The following is a 19827-nucleotide window of genomic DNA, read 5'->3' on the forward strand; positions in this document are numbered from 1 at the left end:
CCGGCCTACCGGCGGATTCCTCAGCGGCCCTGGAAGACGGGGCGTTCCTTGGCGAGGAAGGCGCGGGTGGCGCTAAGGTGGTCGGCGGTCTTCGCGCAGGCGTCCTGGAGATCGGCCTCCACCTCCAGGGCCTCGGCCAGGGAGCCGGTCGCGGCGGACCGCAGGGCCCGCTTGGTCGCGGCGTAGGCGCTGGTGGGCCCCTGCGCCAGCCGCAGGGCCAGCGCGCGGGCCGCGGCCTCCAGCTCCTCGGGGGGGACGACCCGGGAGACCACGCCGAGTTCGAGCGCGCGTGCCGCACCGAGCGGCTCGCCCAGCAGCAGCATCTCGGCGGCGCGCGCCTGGCCCACCAGGCGCTGGAGGGTCCAGGAGGCCCCCGAGTCGGGGGCGAGCCCGATACCGGAGAAGGCCATCGCGAACCTGGCCTTCTCCGAGGCGATCCGCAGGTCGCAGGCGAAGGCCAGGGAGGCGCCCGCGCCCGCGGCGACCCCGTTCACCGCCGCCAGCACGGGCTTGTCCATCTCGGTGATCGCGCGGACGATCGGGTTGTAGTGGGCGCGCACGGTGCCGTCCAGGCCCCGGCCGGCCTCCAGGTTCGCGGCGTGCTCGCCCAGGTCCTGGCCGGCGCAGAACGCCCGGCCCGCCCCGGTCAGCAGGACCGCGCGGACGGCGTCCGCCCGCGACGCCTCGGTCACCGCCTCCAGCAGGGCGTTCTTGGCGGAGGTCGTCAGCGAGTTCATCGCCTCCGGCCGGTTGATGACGATGACGGCGACGGCGTCGTCGACGGAGTAGAGAACGTCGCTCAACGTGTGCTCCTTCCGGATCGTTCGGCTCTGCCCGTAGCGGGCCTGGGCCGCGGGTGACCTTCCCTCACGGACCGATCAGGAGGCCGATCAGGGGGCCGATCAGGGGCCGATCACGCGATCGGCTCCCGCCCGGCCCCCGGGAACGCCTCCCGCGAGCCCCCTGTGGCCCTCTGAGGGTTCTGTGGTCTTCTGAGGTCCTTCTCCTAACCATGTCCTACTCTGTCGCTCTCCGTGCCCTCCAGGGATCTCAACGGACCTTCTGTGATCTTTCTATCCGTGACATCTCTTTCGTACGGCTTCCGGGACGGCGCCCCGCCGCCTTCGCGTCGCCCTCACGGTGGCGCCTCCCACGGCTCCCCGAGGTGGCGGTCGACGAAGGTCGCGGCCGCCGGGAGCAGCCTGCCGGCCTCGCGCTCGAAGTAGATCCGCGCGCTCTCCCCGGGCCAGCCCCGTGGCAGCAGCTCGGCCGGGAGCCCCGGGTCGCGGAAGAGGAAGTTGCGCCAGCCGTGCAGCAGCCTGCTCCGCACGGCGAACACCCGGTCGCAGCCCGCGTCCGCCGGCAGGGAGCCCACCAGTTCCGTCGCCTGGGCCAGCCACTCCTCGTAGGCCGCCCCGATGCCGTCCAGGTCCCACGTCCTGGCGACCAGCGCGGCCGGGTCACCGTCGAGCACCGCCTCGAACCGGTCCGCGCGGACACCCTGGCCGCCCAGGAGGGCGTCCAGCTCGGGGGAGGGGCGCGGCCCGATCCACGTCGTCTCGGACATGGGCGCGTACCCGATGAAGGACAGCTCGGCCCGCAGACGCTCCCGCCTGGACCGCTCCCGCACCGGGTCCACCACGAGGATGTGCCAGCGGCCGTTCCAGGTGATCGTCCCGACTCGGTAAATTCTCAGGGCCGCCTCGTCCAGGCGGCGCACGCACCGGGGCGTGACCTCGTACCCGGGCCCCCGGGGCAGCCGGGCGGGCGAGAGCCAGCCCTGGCGCACCATCCGCGAGACGGCGGTGCGCACGGCCGGGGCGGCGATGTCCAGGGGGGCGAGCAGCCGGACGAGGGCGGCGACGGAGGCACGACCGCCCCGGGACCGGAGGTGGTCCCCATACAGATCGAAGAGAGCGGCGCGGGCGTTCACGAGGACAAGTTTGGTCGTCCGAGGGGTCTCGGACAACGGTCTTGATCGCCGGATGAGCCGACGCTGATACTGATCGTTCCCATTCTCCGTGCGGAGGCGGGATAATAGGACATCACAGAAGACGTGAATGCGTCGGCCACCCTCGGGTCAGTCGGAGATCCGGAGCCCGAAGCAGGAAGGGATACACGCATGGCGGCTATGAAGCCGAGGACCGGTGATGGTCCGCTGGAGGTCGTCAAGGAAGGCAGGGGCATCGTCATGCGGGTTCCTCTGGAGGGTGGCGGTCGTCTCGTCGTCGAGCTCTCGGCGGACGAGGCGGCCGCCCTTGGTGAGGAACTGAAGAAGATCGTCGGTTGATCCCGATCTGACGAAAGTGGTGGAGCCGGGCCTTATGTGAGCTTGCTCGGGGAGCACGACACCTGCGATGGCCCGCGCGACCGACGATGAACACGGCCCTGGCCGTCGGACCGCCTCACGGCGGCTCGCGCCAGGGCCGCGGTGTTCTCCCCGATCTTCTCCCCGGCGTTTTCCCGGCGCTCTCCCCGCCGGACCCGATGACTGGAGTCACCCCATGCCCATCTCCCCCCACCTGCTCCTGCCCCGCGTGCCGTACGCGCACGGGCTCCAGGTCATGTCCTTCGCGGAAACCGGGAACGTCCCCGGACAGGACGCCGGGGACGCGCCTCCCGGCGACGCCGAGCTGCTCGCCGTGCCCTTCGACGGCGACCTGGCCCCCGACATCGACCTGCCGCTGCCCGCCGCGGCGCTGCTCGCCCACCACAAGGCCAAGGGCGAGGCCGGGGAGATCGTCGAGGTCCCCGTGGCCTCCGGCGACGCCGTGGGCCGGGTGCTCCTGTACGGGGTCGGGGACGGGTCGGCGACGGCCCTGCGCAAGGCGGGCGCGGCCGTGGCGCGCCGGGGCAAGGGCAGGGACACCCTCAGGATCGTGCTCCCGGCCGGGCCGGTGGCCGCCTTCGTGCAGGGCGCGCTGCTGGCCACGTACACCTTCAGGATCAGCAGCGAGAAGCCGTCGGCGGTGACGCTGGAGTTCGTCGGCGACGAGGCCGAGGCCGAGATCGCCGGCGCGCGGGTGGTCGCCGAGGCCGTGGCCCTGGCCAGGGACCTCGCCAACACCCCTGCCTCGGTCAAGTCCCCGGCCTGGCTGGCCGAACGCGCGGGCGAGCACCTCGCCGGGCGGGACGTCACCGTGCGGGTGTGGGACGAGCGGGAACTGGCCGACGAGGGGTTCGGCGGGATCCTCGCCGTCGGGCAGGGGGCGCAGAGCCCGCCCCGGCTGATCCGGCTGGACTACGCGCCCGAGGGCGCCGGCGGCCACGTGGTCCTGGTCGGCAAGGGCATCACGTACGACACCGGCGGGATCTCCCTCAAGCCGAGCAGCAACATGATGTTCATGAAGACCGACATGGCGGGCGGGGCCGTGGTGATCGCGGTCCTGGGCGCGCTGGCCGAGCTCGGCGTGCGGGTCCGGGTGACCGGCCTGATCGCCACCGCCGAGAACGCCTTCTCCGGCTCGGCCCAGCGCCCCTCCGACGTGATCACCCAGTACGGCGGCCGTACCGTGGAGGTGCTGAACACCGACGCCGAGGGCCGCCTGGTGCTGGCCGACGCGCTGGCCTACGCCGACGCCGAGCTGGACCCGGACGTCATGGTCGACGTGGCGACGCTGACCGGGGCGATCGGCATCGCGCTGGGCAAGAGCCTGGGCGCGGTCTTCGCCTCGGACGACGCCCTGGCCGAGGAGCTGACGGCGGCGGGGGAGACCGGCGGGGAGCCGCTCTGGCGGATGCCGCTGATCGACGACTACGTCCCCGCCCTGGAGTCGTCCGTGGCCGACCTGGCCAACATCGAGACCGGGACCACCTACGGCGCGGGCTCGGTGACCGCGGCGCTGTTCCTGCGGGAGTTCACCGGCGGCCGGCCGTGGGCGCACCTGGACATCGCGGGCGTCGGCCGCAGCGGCGCCGACGAGGGCCTGCTGAGCAAGGGCGCCACCGGGTACGGCGTGCGCCTGCTGCTGGAGTGGCTGGCGGGGCGATCGGAGCCGCGGGAGCGCTGAGCGTCCGTCCCGGACCGCGCCTACCGGGTCCGGGACGGCCCGAAGGGCAGGCCCCCGGGACCCGCAGGAGCCGGGAGCCCGGGTCAGTCGGCGAGCTTGACGGCCGCCAGGATGCCGTCGCCGAGCGGCATCATCAGCGGGCGGAGCCGCTCGTCGGAGCGGACCAGCTTGCCCAGCTCCCTGATGGCGACGGTGTCCGGGTCGCGCTGCACCGGGTCGGCGACCCGGTTGCCCCACAGGGCGTTGTCGAAGACCACGACGCCGCCGACCCTCAGCAGCCGGATCGACTCGGCCAGGTAGTCGGCGTACTCGTGCATGGCGCCGTCGCAGAAGACCAGGTCGTAGCCCCCGTCGGACAGACGGGGGAGCACGTCGAGGGCCCGGCCGGTGATCAGGCGGATCCGGCCACCGGAGAAGCCGGCCTGGGCGAAGCTCTGCCGGGCCAGCCGCTGGTGCTCGGGTTCGACGTCCACGCTGGTGAGCGTGCCGTCCGCGCGCATGCCGCGCAGCAGCCACAGGCCGGAGACGCCGCAGCCGGTGCCGATCTCCACGACGGAGCGGGCGTTGACCGCGGTGGCGAGGAAGCACAGGGCGGCGCCGCCGCCGGGCAGGATCGGAGGGGCCCCCACCTCGGCCCCGCGCAGGCGCGCGGCCCGGAGGATGTCGTCCTCCCGGTGGAACTCGTCGGCATAGGCCAGAGTGGCCTCCAACGGACTGGGCGGCGTCTCTGCCATCGGCCTCTCCTCCCGCTTTCTCCGTACACCGTCATATAGACGCTCGGTCGCAGCCTAAGGGAGGCAGGCCCGATCGGGAACTCATGTGACCCCCGGTGCGTTGCACGGTTTAAGCGGCCTTTGCCGGGCCGGAAGGTAGTCGGTGCGCACGAAGGGACGAAACCAGGCACTATGGCGATAGCGGTGGTCCCGGAGAGAGGAGTGCTGGTGGACGAGCCCGACCACCAGTCAGGAGCTCCCGTGTCTGATTGGACGCCTCCCACCTGGGAGGAAGTTGTCCGGACGCACTCGGCGCGCGTCTACCGGCTGGCCTATCGGCTGACCGGCAACGTGCACGACGCCGAGGACCTCACCCAGGAGGTCTTCGTCCGGGTCTTCCGGTCGTTGTCGAACTACACGCCGGGCACGTTCGAGGGCTGGCTGCACCGCATCACCACGAACCTGTTCCTGGACATGGCGCGGCGCAAGCAGCGCATCAGGTTCGAGGGGCTCGCCGACGACGCCGCCGAGCGGCTGCGCGGCCGTGAGCCCTCCCCGGCGCAGGTCTACGACGACGCCCACATGGAGCCCGACATCCAGGCGGCGCTCGACGCGCTCGCGCCGGAGTTCCGCGCGGCCGTCGTGCTGTGCGACATCGAGGGCCTGTCCTACGAGGAGATCGCGGCGACGCTGGGCGTGAAGCTCGGCACCGTCCGCAGCCGGATCCACCGTGGGCGGGCGCAGTTGCGCGACGCGCTGGAGCACCGTGCGCCGCGGAACGACCAACTCCCCCCGAGCGTTACCCACGGGGAGGAGTTCGCATGAGAAACCACAGTCATGACGAATGTCACGACGAGCCTCTTGGCAAGGAGTGCACATGAGTCACCTCGGAGAACGCGTATCCGCACTGGTCGACGGTGAGCTGAATCACCACGAGCGCGACCGCGCCCTGTCGCATCTGACCTCCTGCGCCCCCTGCCGGGCCGAGGTGGACTCCGTGCGGGCGCTGAAGAGCCGCCTGCGCTCCCTCGACGGGCCCGCGATGCCGGTCGACCTGACGATGTCCCTGCTGCGGATGGCCGAGCCGGGTGGGCCGCTGCCGCCGCGGGAGCGCCCCTTTCCGGCCCCTCGCACCTTCGCCGGGGCGCCCATCCCGAGCATGCACAGCGTCGCCCCGCCGGACAACCGGCCCCGTGGCCGGGCCGCAGGCCGTCCCCGGCGTGCCCGCAGGGCCGGATACGTCGCGGTGGGCGTCGCCTCGGCGGCCGTGGCGATCGGGACGCTGTTCGCGGTAGGCGGGACCGACCCCAACCCGCGCGTGGTGCCGCCGGTCGACATGTTCGCCAACCAGCACAGGAACACCGCGCCCTACGGCGGGTCGGCGACGCCGACCTTCTCGCCCACTCCGTGACCCGGCTGCCCGTCACCCTGTTCCTGGCCGCCCTGATGCTGCTGGGACCGGTGGCGGGTGGTCCGGCGCACGCCGACCGCTCCTCGCGGGCCGTCCCGCCGGACGACGCGGAGAGCGAGGACACCGGCCTCACCCTCCTGCGCGAGGCCGCGATCGCCGGCCGGTCCCGGGGATACGCCGGCACCCGCTACGTGAGCGTCTGGGGCGCGTCGGGGTCCACCTCGGCGGTGCAGAAGGTGCGCAACGTCCCCGGCGGGGGGATGACGGTGCGCGCCGAGCCGTCGGGCCAGGAGCAGAGCGCCGATCCCGGCACCATCGAGGGAGGCCTCTCCAGCCCGTCCGAGACGATGCTGGAGGTCCTGGCCCGCAACTACCGGGTGCTGGACGCGGGCGAGGGCCACGCCTGCGGCAGGACCGCGCGCCTGGTGGACGTCCTGCGCGCGGACGGCACCCTCGCGGCCCGCTACTGGATCGACCACGACGCCGGCCCGGTGCTGCGCCGGGAGCTGCTGGACGCGCGCGGCCGGATCGTGCACACTGCCGCCTTCGTCGACCTGACCGTCCAGCCGGCCGCCCCTGGCCGGGGTGCGGCGCCCGCGACGTCCGCCGGGTCCACGGCGCCCGCGATGACCATGGGCGGCCTCGACCTGGCGGAGACCCCCCGCCTGCTGGCCGGCGGCTGGCGTTTCCCCCCGGCCCTGCCGGGCGGCCTGGAGCTGTTCGCGGCGCATCGCGCCCCCGCCGGCCACGTGTACCTCGGGTACTCCGACGGCCTGTCGATCGTGTCGGTTTTCATCCAGCGTGGGGCGCTTGATGAGGAACGTCTGCGCGATTGGCATGCCGAACGGCGTAACGGGCATACGATCTGGATTCGAGACCCGGTGGGGCAGGAGACGATCTGGGCGAGTGGGGGTCATGTCTACACCGTCTTTGCGGACGCGCCGGCCGACATGGCCGCCGCCGCCGTCGCGGCGTTGCCGCACGAGCCCGTCCCCGACCTCTGGACGAGGCTCGGCCGCGGCGCGAGTCGTGTGCTCTCCTGGGTCAATCCCTTCGAATGACCTGTGCTTTACACATCTCGTATGCCGCTCGGGGGAAGATTGCCGGGTTGACTCGGTGAGCGGCCGCCTGCGAGGCAAGGAGTGGTGAGTATTCGATGACCGACGAGTCCCGTACCCACGAGGCGAACGATGCTGAGGGGCGTACGCCGTCGGAATTCGCCGACGGCGGACACGACGCCGAGCAGACCCGCCGCGCCGGCTCCTCCGGTCCTTCAGGCCCTTCGGAACCGTCGGGCCCCGAGTTCTCCCGCCCGGAGTTCCTGCCCGCCGGGGAGGCTCAGCCCCCGAGGGCGGAGCGTTCTCCCGACGACGACTGGAACCGGGCCGGTGACGACGACTGGAACCGGGCCGACGACGGCTGGAACCGGGGCGGCGACCCGCCGGGCCGGAGCCGATGGGACCACGAGCGGCACGGGCAGCCCGAGCTGATCCGCCACGACGCCGCCGGGTCACCGCAGGGCGAGGGCACCGCCTTCCAGGGGCAGGGGTACGGCCCCGGCCACCAGGGCCGTCAGGGCTACCAGGAGCCCGTTCCGGGGGCGGGTCACGCCGCCCACGGCTCCGCCCAGGGCGGAGAGGGCTGGGGCGACCCCTCCGGCAGGCCCCGGCAGGACACGGCGGTCTTCGGCGCGCCGTTCGGCCCGCCACCGCCGCCGTCCCAGGCCTCGGGCATGGGACCCGGCTGGGCACCTCCGCCCGGGGGCCACGGCCCGTCCGGGGGCTTCGGCGGCCCGGCGCCCGCGGCGGCCCGGCGTCCGCCGCGCACCACCACGCTGGTCATCCTCGGCGTGATGGTCGCGCTGCTGGCCTCGCTGCTGGGCAGCGTCGGCACCTACCTGCTCACCCGGCCGACGGACACGGGCCGCGACCCCGCCTTCAGCCTGGACAAGGCGCCGTCCGGCTCCAACGTCCGCCCTCCGGACTCGGTCGCGGGCGTGGCCTCGAAGGTCCTGCCCAGCGTCGTCTCGCTGGCCGTCGAGGGCGGCGCGAGCTCCAGCACCGGCTCCGGCTTCCTGATCAAGGGCGGGTACGTGGTGACCAACAACCACGTGGTCGCCGCGGCGGCGCCGAACGGCCGGATCCAGATCCAGTTCAACAACCGCAAGTCCACCTCCGCGGTCATCGTCGGCCGTGACCCCGAGTCCGACCTGGCCGTGGTCAAGCCGAACGAGACCTTCGGCGCGCCGGAGATCGTCCTCGGCAACTCCGACAACGTGGTGGTGGGCGACCCGGTCATCGCCATCGGCTCCCCGCTGGGCCTGACCGGCACGGTCACCTCCGGCATCGTCAGCTCGCTCAACCGTCCCGTCCAGGCGGGCGAGGAGAACAGCTCCGACACCACCTGGCTCAGCGCCGTCCAGACCGACGCGGCCATCAACCCCGGCAACTCCGGGGGGCCGCTGGTCAACACCAACGGCGAGGTCATCGGCGTCAACTCGGCGATCGCCACGCTGGGCAGGTCGGTGGGCGGCCAGAGCGGCAGCATCGGCCTGGGGTTCGCCATCCCGGTGAACCACGCCCGCCGGGTCGCCCAGGAGCTGATCACCACGGGCAAGGCCAGGAAGTCGCGGATCGGCGTCGCCATCGACCCGAGCTACCAGGGCGTCGGGGTGCGGATCGCCACCGAGGTCACGCGGGGCACCCAGCCGGTCGAGCCGAACGGCCCGGCCGCCCAGGCCGGTCTCAAGCCCGGTGACGTCATCCTGGAGGTCGAGGGTGTCGTGCTGCAGGACGGCAACGAGCTGATCGCGATGATCCGCAACAGGGCGCCCGGCGAGAAGCTCACGGTCAAGTACCAGCGGGGCGGTCAGGAGAAGACCGCGTCCGTGACCGTCGGCGTGGCGCCGGCCGAGCCGTCGCCCGAGCCCTCGTGAGACCTCGTGGGCCTTCGTGAGGTCCTGTGAGGCCTTGTGAAGCTCGCTGGGCCCTTCTGGGCTCCGTGTGGATCCTCCGGGCTCCGGGGAGCCTGGAGGGTCCCCGTGGGCTCTTCCGACCTTCGGCCGCGGACGCGTGCCCGTGACCGGGGTACTAGTGTGGGACCTCTCCGGCGTGTCGCCGGAGGGGTGCCCCTGGCATCGTCCCGGTAGGAGATCACCGTGTTCGGACTCGGCTGGCCTGAGATCGTGGCGCTGGTGGTCATCGCCCTTCTCGTCTTCGGGCCGGAGAAGCTCCCTCAGGCCGCCTCGCAGGCGGCCAGGACGCTGCGCAACATCCGCCGGATGGCGAACAACGCCAGGGACGACCTGCGGACCGGCCTGGGGCCGGAGTTCGCCGACTTCGACCCGGCCGACCTCAACCCCAAGAACTTCGTCCGCAAGCACCTGACCGCCGACCTGGAGGACGACTGGAAGAGCACGACGGCGACGGCCACGGCCGAACCCGACACGGGCTTCCAGACCGACCAGGCGAGCGAACTGGGCTACGGGGAGATCCCCCCGTACGACTCCGAGGCGACCTAGGGCCGCCAGGGCCGCCGTTCGCGGCCTCGGATCCCCGTGGCCGACCGGCCGCACCCGGGTGGACGATCGGCCACGCGAACCGGACGATCGGCCACGCCGGGTGGAGCATCAGCCTCGCCGGGTGGGGGAGATGTTGAGCTGCATCCCCCTGAGGCTGCTCCCCTTCTTGCCGAGCGCGGCGGCGATCCGGCTGAGCTCGGCCGCGGCCGGGGCGTCCGGGTCGGTCAGCACCAGCGGCTTGCCCTCGTCCCCGCCCTCGCGCAGGCGCATGTCGATCGGCACCTGGCCGAGCAGCGGCACGCGGGCGCCCAGGGTGCGGGTGAGCGCGTCGGCCACGGTCTGGCCGCCGCCCTCGCCGAAGACCGAGATCCGCTCGTCGCAGTGCGGGCACGGCAGCCACGACATGTTCTCGATGACACCGGCGATCTGCTGGTGGGTCTGGACGGCGATGGATCCGGCCCGTTCGGCGACCTCGGCGGCGGCCTGCTGCGGGGTGGTCACCACCAGGAGCTCGGCCGACGGCATCCGCTGCGCGACGGAGATCGCGATGTCGCCGGTGCCGGGGGGAAGGTCCATCAGCAGCACGTCGAGGTCGCCCCAGTAGACGTCCGCGAGGAACTGGTGCAGCGCGCGGTCGAGCATCGGGCCGCGCCAGACGACCGGGGTGTTGCCCTCGGGCTTGAACATGCCGACCGAGATGACCTTGATGTCGTACGCCACCGGCGGCATGATCATGTCTTCGACCTTGGTGGGCCGTTCGGCGACCCCGAGCATGCGGGGAATGCTGTGGCCGTAGATGTCGGCGTCGACCACGCCCACCTTGAGACCGCTCGCGGCCATCGCCGCGGCCAGGTTGACGGTGACCGAGGACTTGCCGACGCCGCCCTTGCCCGAGGCGACCGCGAAGACGCGGGTCAGCGAGCCGGGCTGGGCGAAGGGGATCTCCTTCTCGGGTCCCTTGCCGCCTCGCAGCTTGGTCTGCAGCGTCTTGCGCTGCTCGGGGCTCATGACGTCCATCTCGACCGAGACGCCGGTCACTCCGCCGACCTTGGAGACGGCGCCGGTGATGTCCCGGGTGATGGTGTCCTTCATGGGACAGCCGGACACGGTGAGGAAGATCGCGACACGTACCGCCCCCTCGGGGGAGATGTCGACGCTCTTGACCATGTCGAGTTCGGTGATCGGCCGACGGATCTCAGGATCGTTGACGGTCGCGAGCGCGGCCATCACCAGTTCCGGGGTAGGTGCCATCGAAGTGTCGGCAATACACCGCCACCTTGAGGCGACGGGGATGCCGTCCCTCCTTGTCTGTTATCGAGAGGCGTGCGGCGGGCGGGACCCGCCCGCCGCGATGCCGTTACGGCGTGCGAGAGGCCGATCCATCGGGAAAAGGCCGACGTTGCGGGTCCATGGTAAGAACCCGGGAGCGCCGGAGGTAATTCCGGTTCCGGTGATGGTCCCCAGATCCGGACAATTCACTGTGTAGATGCGCGTGCAACGTTCTAAGGTTACTCCGTGACCCTGACGGCGAGCGAGTCCACGGAGAGTGTCGGCTCACATGAGCTGGCGGTCTGGCGCATGCTCCAGCGGGCCCAGGTCCGCATCACCCGGAGCCTGGAGGCCGACCTGCTCGTCGGGCACGACCTGGCCCTGGCCTCCTACGACGTGTTGCTGCAGCTCTCCGAGACGCCCGAACGACGGCTGAGGATGAACGATCTCGCCGAACGGGTGCTGCTCTCGCGCAGCGGGCTGACCAGGCTCATCGACCGCCTCCAGCGTGACGGGCTGGTCCGGCGCGAGGCCTGCGCCAGCGACGCGCGGGGGCTGTTCGCGGTCCTCACCGACGCGGGCGAGGCCCGGCTGGCCGAGGCGGGCCCCACCTACCTGCGCGGGGTCCGCGCCCAGTTCCTGGACCTGCTCGACGCCGACGAGCTGCGCCGGTGCGAGGCCATGGTGACCAGACTCCTCTCCGCCCCCGCCCCCGCCCCCGCCCCCGCCCCCGCCCCCGCCCCCGCCCAGGACCCCGCCCCGGCCTCGCCCCCCGCTTCGCCCTCCGTCTAGCCCTCCGGCGCCGCCCCCGCTCCGGACGTCGCCCCCGCCCCGGGCCCACCCCCGCTCCGGCTGAACGAGGGCGCCCGCATTCTGACATTCGGCGATCGGAGAAGTGAGTGCCGTGTCACATGCCAGCGCCAGGCTGATGTCAAAGGTATAAAGAGATCTTCCGTATATATGGACATTCATGGAGATTGCGGGTGTTTCCCCAATTTCCTGGAGGCTCCGCTTGCGGAAGTCACGAGCAGCCCTCATCGCCCTCGCCGTACTGGCGGCGGGCGTCACCCCCCCGGCCCACGCGGCCGCACGGCCCTCGATCACCGTCGAACAGGGCAGGACCCAGCCGGTCTTCTCTTACGCCGACGCCGTCCGCGAGCACGTCTACGTCGAGTCGAGCCTCGACAGCGACGCCGACGGCAAGCTCGACCGGGTCCGCGTCGACATCATCAGGCCCCGGGAGTCGGGCCCCGCCCTCCGGGTTCCGGTGATCATCGACGAGAGCCCGTACTACGACAACTCGGGCCGGGGCAACGAGTCCGAGCGGAAGGTCTACGACGACGCGGGGAACGTGACGAAGTTCCCGCTGTACTACGACAACTACTTCGTGCCGCGCGGCTACGCCGTCCTGCACGTCGACATGATCGGCACCACCCGGTCCGACGGCTGCCCCGACGTCGGGGGACGGGCCGACGTGATGGGCGGCAAGGCCGTCATCGACTGGCTGAACGGCCGCGCCAGGGCCTACCGCGCCGACGGCACCCCCGCGGCCGCGGACTGGACCACCGGCAAGGCCGGGATGATCGGCAAGTCCTACGACGGCACGCTGGCCAACGCGGTGGCCGCGACCGGCGTGAAGGGCCTGGAGACGATCGTGCCGATCTCGGCGATCAGCTCCTGGTACAAGTACCAGCGCTCCAACGGGGTGGTCTACAACTACGACTACATGTCGTGGCTCGGCAACTACGTGGACACCGACCTCCCGGCCAAGTGCGCGGCCACGTGGTCGCGGCTGGACGCCGAGGACGGCGACGACACCGGCAACTACAACCCCTTCTGGGCCGAGCGCGACTACATCTCCGGTTCTATGGCCGACGTCTCCAAGGTACGCGCCAGCGTCTTCGTGGTGCACACGGTCAACGACCTCAACGTCATGCCCGACAACTTCTCCACCTGGTGGAAGGCCCTGGGCGACCGGAACGTCCCCCGCAAGATCTGGGTCGGGCAGTACCAGCACGTGGACCCCTTCGACTTCGAGGGACGCCGTGACGTCTGGGTCGACACGCTGCACCGCTGGTTCGACCGCTGGCTGCTCGGCGTGGAGAACGGCATCATGCGCGAGCCCCGCGCCGACGTGCAGACCAGCCTCGACCGCTGGATCACCCAGCGCGACTGGCCCGCGCCGCTCTCCCTGAAGGTCCCCTTCCGCCCCGCGGCGGACGGCTCGTTCGGCCTGGTCCCCGCCAGGAAGGGCCAGAAGGCCACGTTCACCGACCTGCGCCAGTCCGAGGACGAGATGGTGGCCGACGTCGGCACGGTCAAGCCGGGCAGGGTGGCCTTCACCACCGGCGCGCTCCCGCTGGACCTGCGCATGTCCGGCACCCCCGTGGTGGACCTGCGCCTCGCCCTGGACGCGCCCACCGCCAACCTCACCGCGCTGCTCGTCGACTTCGGCGAGGACAGCCGCATCGACTGGAGGCGCGGCCAGGGCATCAGCACGGTCGCCGAGGAGAGCTGCCACGGTGAGAGCACCGCCTCCGACGACGCCTGCTACCGCAAGGTCGTCACCAACCGGGCCACCCGGCCGCTGGAGATCGTCGCCCGCGGCTGGATCGACGCGCAGAACCGCGGCTCGCTCAGCTCCCCCTCCCCGATGACCCCGGGCGCGTACGCCAGGGTCGCCTGGCAGACCCTGCCGCAGGACTACGTCTTCAAGAAGGGCCACCGGCTCGCCCTGGTGATCGCCGGGACCGACGCCACCTACAGCGACGAGACCGCCACCGGCGCGAACGTCACGGTCGACCTGGCCGCCAGCAAGGTGCTGGTCCCGCTGACGCTCAGCACCCTGGGCGCCCGCGACGTGCCCCAGGACGCCGCCCGCTGGCGCGGCCCGGCACTGGTCGACCTGCCGGAGCCGGAGAACCTCTTCTACTGACGGACACCCGCCCGGGGCCCACCGAGGGTCCCGGGCGGGCTTCGAGCGGGTACGGGAAAGACGCCCGAAGGACCCGCACCCCGGGCGGACGAGCGCGGGCCGGACCCCTTTTCCCCGGGGTCCGGCCCGGTTCTATCTCTGCGCGGGCGTGCGGGGCTCCTGGAGGTCGTCCTGAAGGTCCTCCTGGAGGCGTTGCAGCTCCGAGCGGATGTAGTCGCGGGTGGCGACCTCGCCGAGCGCCATCCGCAGGGCGGCGATCTCCCGGGTGAGGTACTCCAGGTCGGCCTGGTTGCGCTCCGCGGCCCTGCGGTCGTGCTCGTTCTGCACCCGGTCCCGGTCGTCCTGCCGGTTCTGGGCGAGCAGGATCAGCGGCGCCGCGTACGAGGCCTGCAGCGACAGGATCAGCGTCAGGAAGATGAACGGGTAGGGGTCGAACCGTACGGAGGCGGGGGTGAAGATGTTCCACAGCACCCACAGGGCGACGAAACCCGTCATGTACACCAGGAACCTGGCGGTGCCCAGGAAACGGGCGATCTGCTCCGACAGCCGCCCGAACGCCTCCGGGTCGTAGTGCGGGCGCAGCCGCAGGCCCGGCTGCCTGGGCTGGTCGAGGCGGTCAGGCATTCTCGTCCCTCTCCGGGCGGTCGTCCCGCTCGCGCCAGTCGGCGGGCAGCAGGTGGTCGAGCACGTCGTCCACGGTGACGGCGCCGACCAGGCGGCCGGCCTCGTTCACCACGGGGACCGCCACCAGGTTGTAGGTGGCGAGGTAGAAGGTGACCTGGTTCAGGGTGTAGGAGGGCCTGATCGGGTCCAGGGAGGTGTCCAGGATGCTGCCGAGCAACGTGGAGGGGGGCTCGCGCAGCAGCCGCTGGAAGTGCGCCAGGCCGAGGAAGCGGCCGGTGGGCGTCTCGACGGGCGGCCGGGCCACGTAGATCTGCGCGGCCACCGCCGGGGTGAGGTCGGTCTGGCGGATGTGGGCCAGCGCCTCGGCGACCGTGGCGTTCGGCGGCAGCACCACCGGCTCGCTCGTCATGATCCCGCCCGCGGTGTTCTCCGGGTAGACCAGCAGCCGCCTGACCGGCGCGGCCTCCTCCGGCTCCATCAACGCCATCAGCGCCTCGGCCTGCTCGATCGGGAGGTCCTGCAGCAGGTCGGCCGCGTCGTCGGGGGCCATCTCCTCCAGCACGTGCGCGGCCCGCTCCGGGGCGAGCCTGCTCAGGATGCCGATCTGGTCCCGTTCGGGGAGCTCCTCCAGCACGTCGGCGAGGCGTACGTCGTCCAGGGCCGCGGCCACCTCGGCGCGGCGCTTGTCGGGCAGCTCGTGCAGGGCCCCGGCCAGGTCGGCGGCGCGCATGGACTCGAAGGCGACCAGCAGGTTGGCCGCGCCCTGGTCCTGCTGGACCGCGCCGAAGCCGCGCACCTCGGCCCAGTCGACGATCCTGGTCTCGCCGCGGCGGCGCAGCCCCATGCCGGGCGGGCTGCCCAGCACCGCCACCTTGGTGATCAGCCACTCGGCGCGCCGGGTCTCCTCCATGGCCAGGTCCAGCACCGTCGCCCGGCTCCCGTCCACCTCCACCCTCAGGTCGAGCAGCTCGGCGATGGCCAGGGTCTCGGTCGCCCGCTGCTCGAACCTGCGCATGTTGAGCTGTCCGCTGAAGACGACCGACCCGGCCTTGGCGGAACGCACCCGGGTGATCGGCAGGAAGACCCGCCGCCGGGGCTGTACCTCGACGACCAGGCCGTGCACGTGCGGCGGCGTGCTGCCGGCGATGGCCACCACCACGTCGCGCACCCGGCCGATCTGGTCCCCGGCGGGGTCGAAGACCGGGGTCCCGGCGAGCCGCGCGATGAAGATCCTCACATCAGAAGGGTAGGCGGCGTCCGGAGCGAGCCCGCTCCCGGCACGCCCCGTGAGACGGGCTTGCCGCCTTGCTCCCCATCATGACAGCATCAAACTTGCATAACGGTAATTACGAAAATGGTGTCTGATGAGACGTGCCGGACTGTTGATCGCGCTCACCTCCTCGCTGTGCTTCGCCTTCTCCGGCCCCATGGCCAAGTACCTGGGCGCGGCCGGGCTGGACCCGCTGGAGGCGGTCTGGACCAGGATGGCGGGAGCGGGGCTGCTGCTCGCGGGCATCCTCGCCGTCGTCCGCCCCTCGGCGCTGCGCATCCCGCGCTCGCGGCTGACGTTCTTCGCGGCGTACGCGGTGATCGCGGTCGCCGGTGTGCAGGCCCTGTTCTTCGCGGCGATCACCCGCCTCCCGGTCGGCATCACCCTGCTCATCGAGTTCACCTCGCCGGTGCTGGTGGTGCTCTGGGTGCGTTTCGTCCGCCGGGCACGCCCGCCGCGCACGGCCTACGTCGGCGCGGTCGTCGCCGTGATCGGACTCGGCGTGGTGGTGGAGATCTGGTCCGGTCTCGCCCTCGACCCGCTCGGCCTGCTGTTCGCCTTCGGCGCGGCGGCCTGCTGCACCGGGTACTTCCTGCTCAGCGAGAACTCCGGCGCCGGCATCGACCCGCTCGGCCTGGTCACCTGGGGCCTGCTGGGCGCCGCGGTGGCGCTCGCCCCGATCTCCCGGCCCTGGGACATCCCCTGGGGGGTGATCGGCACCATGGCCACCCCGGCACCCGGCCACACGATGCCGGCGGCCGTGGCGCTGGTCTTCCTGATCGTGGTCGCCACGGTGATCGCCTACATCCTCGGCGTCCTCGCGGTGCGCCGGCTGTCGGCCGCGGTCGGGTCCACGGTCGCCTCCCTGGAGGTCATCGCGGGGGCGGTGGCCGCCTGGATCCTGCTCGGAGAGGCGCTCGGCCCCTTCCAGGTCACGGGCGGCGTGATCGTGCTGATCGGTGCCTATCTCGCCCAGCGGGCCACGGCGGCCCTCACCCCGGCTCCGGACGCGGCCGTCGTGCCGGGGGATCCCCCGGCGCCGGACGCGCACGGCGAGGATTCGCGCGCACCGCGGGCGTCCCGCACGCCGTAGCCGGTCGCGCGCACGAGGGGGTGTCTCCCGCGTGCCGTAGCCGTCGTGTGCGCGGCGGCCGCGACGTCGTGCCGTCCCGCGTGCCGTGGACGCCCCCGACCGGCGCGGGTCAGGAGGCCGGTTCGCGCGGGACCAGGCGGATCACCCGGGAGGCGGCGGCCCAGCGCTCCGCCAGCCGTGCGGCGTCGGGGGCGTTGAGCCGTTCCTTGGCCAGCGCGGCCACCGCGCCGGGCGCCTGGGCCTGGTCCACCACCTCCACGGAGGCGTCGAAGGCCACCAGGTGCCCGCCGTTGTCCTTGCTGCGCAGCGTCACCCGGACCTCGCCGGCCTCGGCCAGCCCCGGCAGCGGCTGCTCGCCCCCGCCGGTGACCAGGTAGATCGCGTCGTCGTGCCAGGTGTGCCAGGCCAGCCGGGGCCGGTCCAGCGACAGCCACAGAACGCCCGACTTCTTCGCGCCCTCCTCGATCACACCCATCAGGTTCTCCCGAGGGGACCGTCGCCTTCAGGCGACGGGGGAATCGGGAGCGGGAGGGCCGTCAAGGCCCGAGCGTGCCCTGGCCGGTCAGGTCCGCGCATAGGGGATCTCCGATCGTCGCGTATTAAATGGACGGTGCTGTTATAACGATCGTATGACTCGTCAGGCGCGCACCTCCCGCGGCGCGGCGTACGACCTCGGATGCCACGTGGTGTGGTGCCCGAAATACCGCCGCCCGGTTCTCGACGGGCGGGTCAAGAACCGCTTGGAGGAGTCGATCCGCGCCAAGGCCGACGAGCACGGCTGGGAGATCGGGGTGCTTGGGGTGATGCCCGACCACGAGCACCTGTTCGTCAAGCCGCACCCGAAGAACTCTCCGTCGTACGTGGCCAACCAATTCAAGGGCTTCACCTCCCACCACCTGCGCGCCGAGTTCGCGCACCTGCGCTCCCGACTGCCCACCTTGTGGTCGCGGTCATACTTCGTGGCCACGACCGGCGCGGTGTCCGCCGATACCGTACAGCGCTACCTCGAGACGCAATACGAGCGCGTCCCCAGGGGCCGGAGTGGGGGTGCTCGTGCGCAGGTCGTTTAAGTTCCTGCTGCGCCCCACCGCTCATCAGGTCATCGCGCTGACGGCGTGCTTGGACGACCACCGTGCCCTGTACAACGCCGCGCTTGAGCACCGCCGCACCGCCTACCGCATGGCGGGCGTGAGCATCACCTACGGCGTCCAGTCGGGCGACCTCAAGCACATCCGCGCTGACGACGCAGACGGCCAGGGCCGGTGGTCGTTCTCCTCCCAGCAGGCCACACTGCGCCGCCTGGACAAGGCGTTCAAGGCGTTCTTCGCCCGCGTCAAGGCCGGACGCACGCCGGGTTTTCCCCGCTTCAAGGGCAAGGGGTGGTTCGACACGGTCGAATGGCCCAAGGACGGCGACGGCTGCCGGTGGGCCTCCCAACCCGAACACCCCTCGGCCACGTTCGTGCGCCTTCAGGGCATCGGGCACGTCCGTGTCCACCACCACCGCGCCGTTCGCGGCACGATCAAAACGATCGGCGTCAAGCGGGAAGGCTCGCGCTGGTACGTGGTGCTGTCGTGTGACGACGTTCCCGCCGAACCTCTTCCCACCACCGGCGCGGCCGTCGGCATCGACCTGGGCGTGGCGTCGTTCGTCACCACCAGCGACGGCGAACACCTGGACAACCCGCGTCACCTTGCCGCGTCCGCCGGCCAGCTTGTCGTCGCTCAGCGGGACCTGGCGCGTAAGAAGCGGGGCTCTGCGCGGCGCCGTAAAGCCGTGGCGCGGGTCGCGGCCCTGCACGGCAAGGTGCGCCGTCAGCGCCTCCACGGCGCCCACCAGGCCGCGCGGCACCTGGTGCGCAACTACGATGTCATCGCCTGCGAGGACCTGCGGATCGCCACCATGACCCGTTCGGCGTCCGGCACGGTGGAGACGCCCGGCACGAACGTCGCGCAAAAATCCGGCCTCAACCGTTCAATTCTGGACGCGGGTTGGGGGGTGTTCCTGACGATCCTGTCGTATAAGGCTGAAAGCGCCGGTCGAGAGCTGATCGCGGTGAACCCCCGCAACATCTCCCGCACGTGCGCCGCCTGCGGGCACGTAGCGAAGGACAACCGCCTCACCCAAGCCGAGTTCCGGTGCGTGGCGTGCGCTCACAGCGCGCATGCCGACGTGAACGCGGCGATCAACATTCTGCGGGCAGGGCTTGCCCTTCGCGACGTCGCGCAAGCGGCCTAACGAGAAGCCACCCCCTTCAGGGGGTGGAGGAGTCACGAGACGAATGTACGGCCTGCGCCGTCCGGGACAATGGCACAGGCCGTACGCGCCGTGAGGTCAGCGTCGGGCGAGCCTCCAGGCCGCGGGGAGCAGCCCGGCCGCGACCGCGATCTTGAGGGCGTCGCCGATGAGGAAGGGCAGCACGCCCTCCGCGAGACCGGTGACGAGGTCCATCTGGGTGACCGCGATCAGCACTGGAAGGCCGAAGGCGTAGACGACCAGGTTGCCCAGGACCATCGTGCCGACGGTACGCGCCACGGTGCGGTCCCCGCCGCGCTCGGCGAGCCGGCCGACCAGGGCCGCGGCGGCGATGAAGCCGATCACGTACCCGAAGGACGCCCCGCCGAAGCCGGAGGAGCCGTCGGCGAACCACGGCACGCCCGCGACGCCGGCCAGCAGGTAGAGCATCATGCTCAGCGCGGCGCGGTTCATGCCCAGGGCGGCGCCGACGAGCACGACCGCGAAGGTCTGGCCGCTGACCGGAACGGGCGAGAAGGGCAGCGGGAAGCTCAGCTGCGCGGCCAGGCCCGTCAGGGCGGCGCCCCCCGCCACCAGCGCGACGTCACGGACGCGGGCGCCCGGGATCAGATCGGACAGGACGGCGGGCCTGGCCATCGAAGAAGCGTTTGCCATCGTACGTGTCTCCCTTAGCCGATTCTTGATGCCATTCTCCCGACATCTCCGGTAAGGGTCCTACGAGATCCC

General features: G+C 71.8%; 20 protein-coding genes. 12 read left to right on the top strand and 8 right to left on the bottom strand.

Translation table 11 applies throughout. The annotated features are described in order from the left end of the window. Positions 1-20 precede the first annotated feature (20 nt). Both ACLQ2R_RS28405 and ACLQ2R_RS28410 read right to left on the bottom strand, forming a co-directional pair. Positions 21-803 carry an enoyl-CoA hydratase-related protein gene (locus ACLQ2R_RS28405; protein ID WP_425963822.1) on the bottom strand — a complete coding sequence of 261 codons (783 nt, stop codon included), beginning with the start codon at positions 801-803 and terminating at the stop codon, positions 21-23. A 332-nt stretch (positions 804-1135) separates the two neighbouring features. After that, entirely contained in the window at positions 1136-1933 is a 798-nt protein-coding gene (locus tag ACLQ2R_RS28410; protein ID WP_425963824.1) for a PaaX family transcriptional regulator C-terminal domain-containing protein, read from the bottom strand. Between the two features lie 189 nt (positions 1934-2122). Here ACLQ2R_RS28410 and ACLQ2R_RS28415 point away from each other — a divergent pair, with 189 nt between their 5' ends. Beyond that, positions 2123-2290, top strand: a complete 168-nt coding sequence (locus ACLQ2R_RS28415; RefSeq protein ID WP_386243964.1) for a DUF3117 domain-containing protein — start codon at positions 2123-2125, stop codon at positions 2288-2290. A 214-nt stretch (positions 2291-2504) separates the two neighbouring features. Further along, complete coding sequence (locus tag ACLQ2R_RS28420; protein ID WP_425963826.1) at positions 2505-4010, top strand: leucyl aminopeptidase; 1506 nt, start codon at positions 2505-2507, stop codon at positions 4008-4010. An 83-nt stretch (positions 4011-4093) separates the two neighbouring features. Here the strand turns inward: ACLQ2R_RS28420 and ACLQ2R_RS28425 are convergent, their stop codons facing one another. Next, a complete protein-coding gene (locus ACLQ2R_RS28425; RefSeq protein WP_386243959.1) occupies positions 4094-4744 on the bottom strand; it encodes an O-methyltransferase in 651 nt (216 codons plus the stop codon). Positions 4745-4915: 171 nt separating this feature from the next. On the opposite strand from ACLQ2R_RS28425, the gene sigE reads away from it, so the two are divergent. The 5 genes from sigE (at position 4916) to ACLQ2R_RS28450 (ending at position 9654) form a co-directional block, all read left to right on the top strand. After that, positions 4916-5548 carry an RNA polymerase sigma factor SigE gene (gene sigE, locus ACLQ2R_RS28430; RefSeq protein ID WP_425963829.1) on the top strand — a complete coding sequence of 211 codons (633 nt, stop codon included), beginning with the start codon at positions 4916-4918 and terminating at the stop codon, positions 5546-5548. A 52-nt stretch (positions 5549-5600) separates the two neighbouring features. Continuing rightward, positions 5601-6134, top strand: coding sequence for an anti-sigma factor family protein (locus ACLQ2R_RS28435; RefSeq protein ID WP_425963831.1), 534 nt, complete (start codon positions 5601-5603; stop codon positions 6132-6134). Beyond that, positions 6131-7195: a sigma-E factor regulatory protein RseB domain-containing protein gene (locus ACLQ2R_RS28440; RefSeq protein WP_425963833.1), complete on the top strand. Its 1065-nt coding sequence runs from the start codon at positions 6131-6133 to the stop codon at positions 7193-7195. Before ACLQ2R_RS28435 ends, ACLQ2R_RS28440 begins: the two co-directional genes overlap by 4 nt. Positions 7196-7290: 95 nt before the next feature. Further along, on the top strand, positions 7291-9069 hold the full coding sequence (locus ACLQ2R_RS28445) for a S1C family serine protease (RefSeq protein WP_425963835.1): 1779 nt from the start codon (positions 7291-7293) through the stop codon (positions 9067-9069). A 222-nt stretch (positions 9070-9291) separates the two neighbouring features. Next, positions 9292-9654: a sec-independent translocase gene (locus ACLQ2R_RS28450; RefSeq protein WP_425963837.1), complete on the top strand. Its 363-nt coding sequence runs from the start codon at positions 9292-9294 to the stop codon at positions 9652-9654. A 108-nt stretch (positions 9655-9762) separates the two neighbouring features. On the opposite strand, the gene ACLQ2R_RS28455 is transcribed toward ACLQ2R_RS28450, so the two are convergent. Further along, positions 9763-10905: an Mrp/NBP35 family ATP-binding protein gene (locus ACLQ2R_RS28455; RefSeq protein ID WP_425963839.1), complete on the bottom strand. Its 1143-nt coding sequence runs from the start codon at positions 10903-10905 to the stop codon at positions 9763-9765. A gap of 264 nt (positions 10906-11169) precedes the next feature. On the opposite strand from ACLQ2R_RS28455, the gene ACLQ2R_RS28460 reads away from it, so the two are divergent. Both ACLQ2R_RS28460 and ACLQ2R_RS28465 read left to right on the top strand, forming a co-directional pair. Beyond that, a complete protein-coding gene (locus ACLQ2R_RS28460) occupies positions 11170-11715 on the top strand; it encodes a MarR family winged helix-turn-helix transcriptional regulator (protein WP_425963840.1) in 546 nt (181 codons plus the stop codon). Between the two features lie 220 nt (positions 11716-11935). Further along, positions 11936-13858 (top strand): Xaa-Pro dipeptidyl-peptidase, encoded by a 1923-nt coding sequence (locus ACLQ2R_RS28465; protein ID WP_425963842.1) that lies wholly within the window; start codon positions 11936-11938, stop codon positions 13856-13858. 132 nt (positions 13859-13990) lie between these two features. Here ACLQ2R_RS28465 and ACLQ2R_RS28470 read toward each other — a convergent pair whose 3' ends face one another. After that, positions 13991-14482: a DUF1003 domain-containing protein gene (locus ACLQ2R_RS28470; RefSeq protein ID WP_425963844.1), complete on the bottom strand. Its 492-nt coding sequence runs from the start codon at positions 14480-14482 to the stop codon at positions 13991-13993. Next, a complete protein-coding gene (locus tag ACLQ2R_RS28475) occupies positions 14475-15719 on the bottom strand; it encodes a magnesium transporter MgtE N-terminal domain-containing protein (protein ID WP_425963846.1) in 1245 nt (414 codons plus the stop codon). The genes ACLQ2R_RS28470 and ACLQ2R_RS28475 overlap by 8 nt, the downstream gene beginning before the upstream one ends. 127 nt (positions 15720-15846) lie before the next feature. Here ACLQ2R_RS28475 and ACLQ2R_RS28480 point away from each other — a divergent pair, with 127 nt between their 5' ends. Continuing rightward, positions 15847-16845, top strand: a complete 999-nt coding sequence (locus ACLQ2R_RS28480) for an EamA family transporter (RefSeq protein ID WP_425963848.1) — start codon at positions 15847-15849, stop codon at positions 16843-16845. Between the two features lie 109 nt (positions 16846-16954). Here the strand turns inward: ACLQ2R_RS28480 and ACLQ2R_RS28485 are convergent, their stop codons facing one another. Next, the gene (locus ACLQ2R_RS28485; RefSeq protein ID WP_425963850.1) at positions 16955-17320 is read right to left on the bottom strand and encodes a hypothetical protein; all 366 of its coding nucleotides are present in this window, start codon (positions 17318-17320) and stop codon (positions 16955-16957) included. A gap of 154 nt (positions 17321-17474) precedes the next feature. Between ACLQ2R_RS28485 and tnpA the strand changes: the two genes are divergently transcribed. Beyond that, positions 17475-17915, top strand: coding sequence for an IS200/IS605 family transposase (gene tnpA / locus ACLQ2R_RS28490; RefSeq protein WP_425963852.1), 441 nt, complete (start codon positions 17475-17477; stop codon positions 17913-17915). Continuing rightward, positions 17893-19083: an RNA-guided endonuclease InsQ/TnpB family protein gene (locus ACLQ2R_RS28495; protein WP_425963854.1), complete on the top strand. Its 1191-nt coding sequence runs from the start codon at positions 17893-17895 to the stop codon at positions 19081-19083. Before tnpA ends, ACLQ2R_RS28495 begins: the two co-directional genes overlap by 23 nt. 96 nt (positions 19084-19179) lie before the next feature. Here the strand turns inward: ACLQ2R_RS28495 and ACLQ2R_RS28500 are convergent, their stop codons facing one another. Continuing rightward, entirely contained in the window at positions 19180-19755 is a 576-nt protein-coding gene (locus ACLQ2R_RS28500) for a biotin transporter BioY (RefSeq protein ID WP_425963856.1), read from the bottom strand. Positions 19756-19827: the final 72 nt, after the last annotated feature.

This window comes from Streptosporangium sp. DT93 (assembly GCF_049844535.1).
Lineage (GTDB): Bacteria > Actinomycetota > Actinomycetes > Streptosporangiales > Streptosporangiaceae > Streptosporangium.

Excerpts from the sequence above, each read along its gene's own strand:
- ACLQ2R_RS28415 (WP_386243964.1), top strand. The coding sequence starts at position 2,123 with ATGGCGGCTATGAAGCCGAGGACCGGTGATGGTCCGCTGGAGGTCGTC.
- ACLQ2R_RS28420 (WP_425963826.1), top strand. The coding sequence starts at position 2,505 with ATGCCCATCTCCCCCCACCTGCTCCTGCCCCGCGTGCCGTACGCGCAC.
- ACLQ2R_RS28425 (WP_386243959.1), bottom strand. The coding sequence starts at position 4,744 with ATGGCAGAGACGCCGCCCAGTCCGTTGGAGGCCACTCTGGCCTATGCC.
- sigE (WP_425963829.1), top strand. The coding sequence starts at position 4,916 with ATGGCGATAGCGGTGGTCCCGGAGAGAGGAGTGCTGGTGGACGAGCCC.
- ACLQ2R_RS28435 (WP_425963831.1), top strand. The coding sequence starts at position 5,601 with ATGAGTCACCTCGGAGAACGCGTATCCGCACTGGTCGACGGTGAGCTG.
- ACLQ2R_RS28445 (WP_425963835.1), top strand. The coding sequence starts at position 7,291 with ATGACCGACGAGTCCCGTACCCACGAGGCGAACGATGCTGAGGGGCGT.
- ACLQ2R_RS28455 (WP_425963839.1), bottom strand. The coding sequence starts at position 10,905 with ATGGCACCTACCCCGGAACTGGTGATGGCCGCGCTCGCGACCGTCAAC.
- ACLQ2R_RS28470 (WP_425963844.1), bottom strand. The coding sequence starts at position 14,482 with ATGCCTGACCGCCTCGACCAGCCCAGGCAGCCGGGCCTGCGGCTGCGC.
- ACLQ2R_RS28480 (WP_425963848.1), top strand. The coding sequence starts at position 15,847 with ATGAGACGTGCCGGACTGTTGATCGCGCTCACCTCCTCGCTGTGCTTC.
- ACLQ2R_RS28485 (WP_425963850.1), bottom strand. The coding sequence starts at position 17,320 with ATGGGTGTGATCGAGGAGGGCGCGAAGAAGTCGGGCGTTCTGTGGCTG.
- tnpA (WP_425963852.1), top strand. The coding sequence starts at position 17,475 with ATGACTCGTCAGGCGCGCACCTCCCGCGGCGCGGCGTACGACCTCGGA.
- ACLQ2R_RS28500 (WP_425963856.1), bottom strand. The coding sequence starts at position 19,755 with ATGGCAAACGCTTCTTCGATGGCCAGGCCCGCCGTCCTGTCCGATCTG.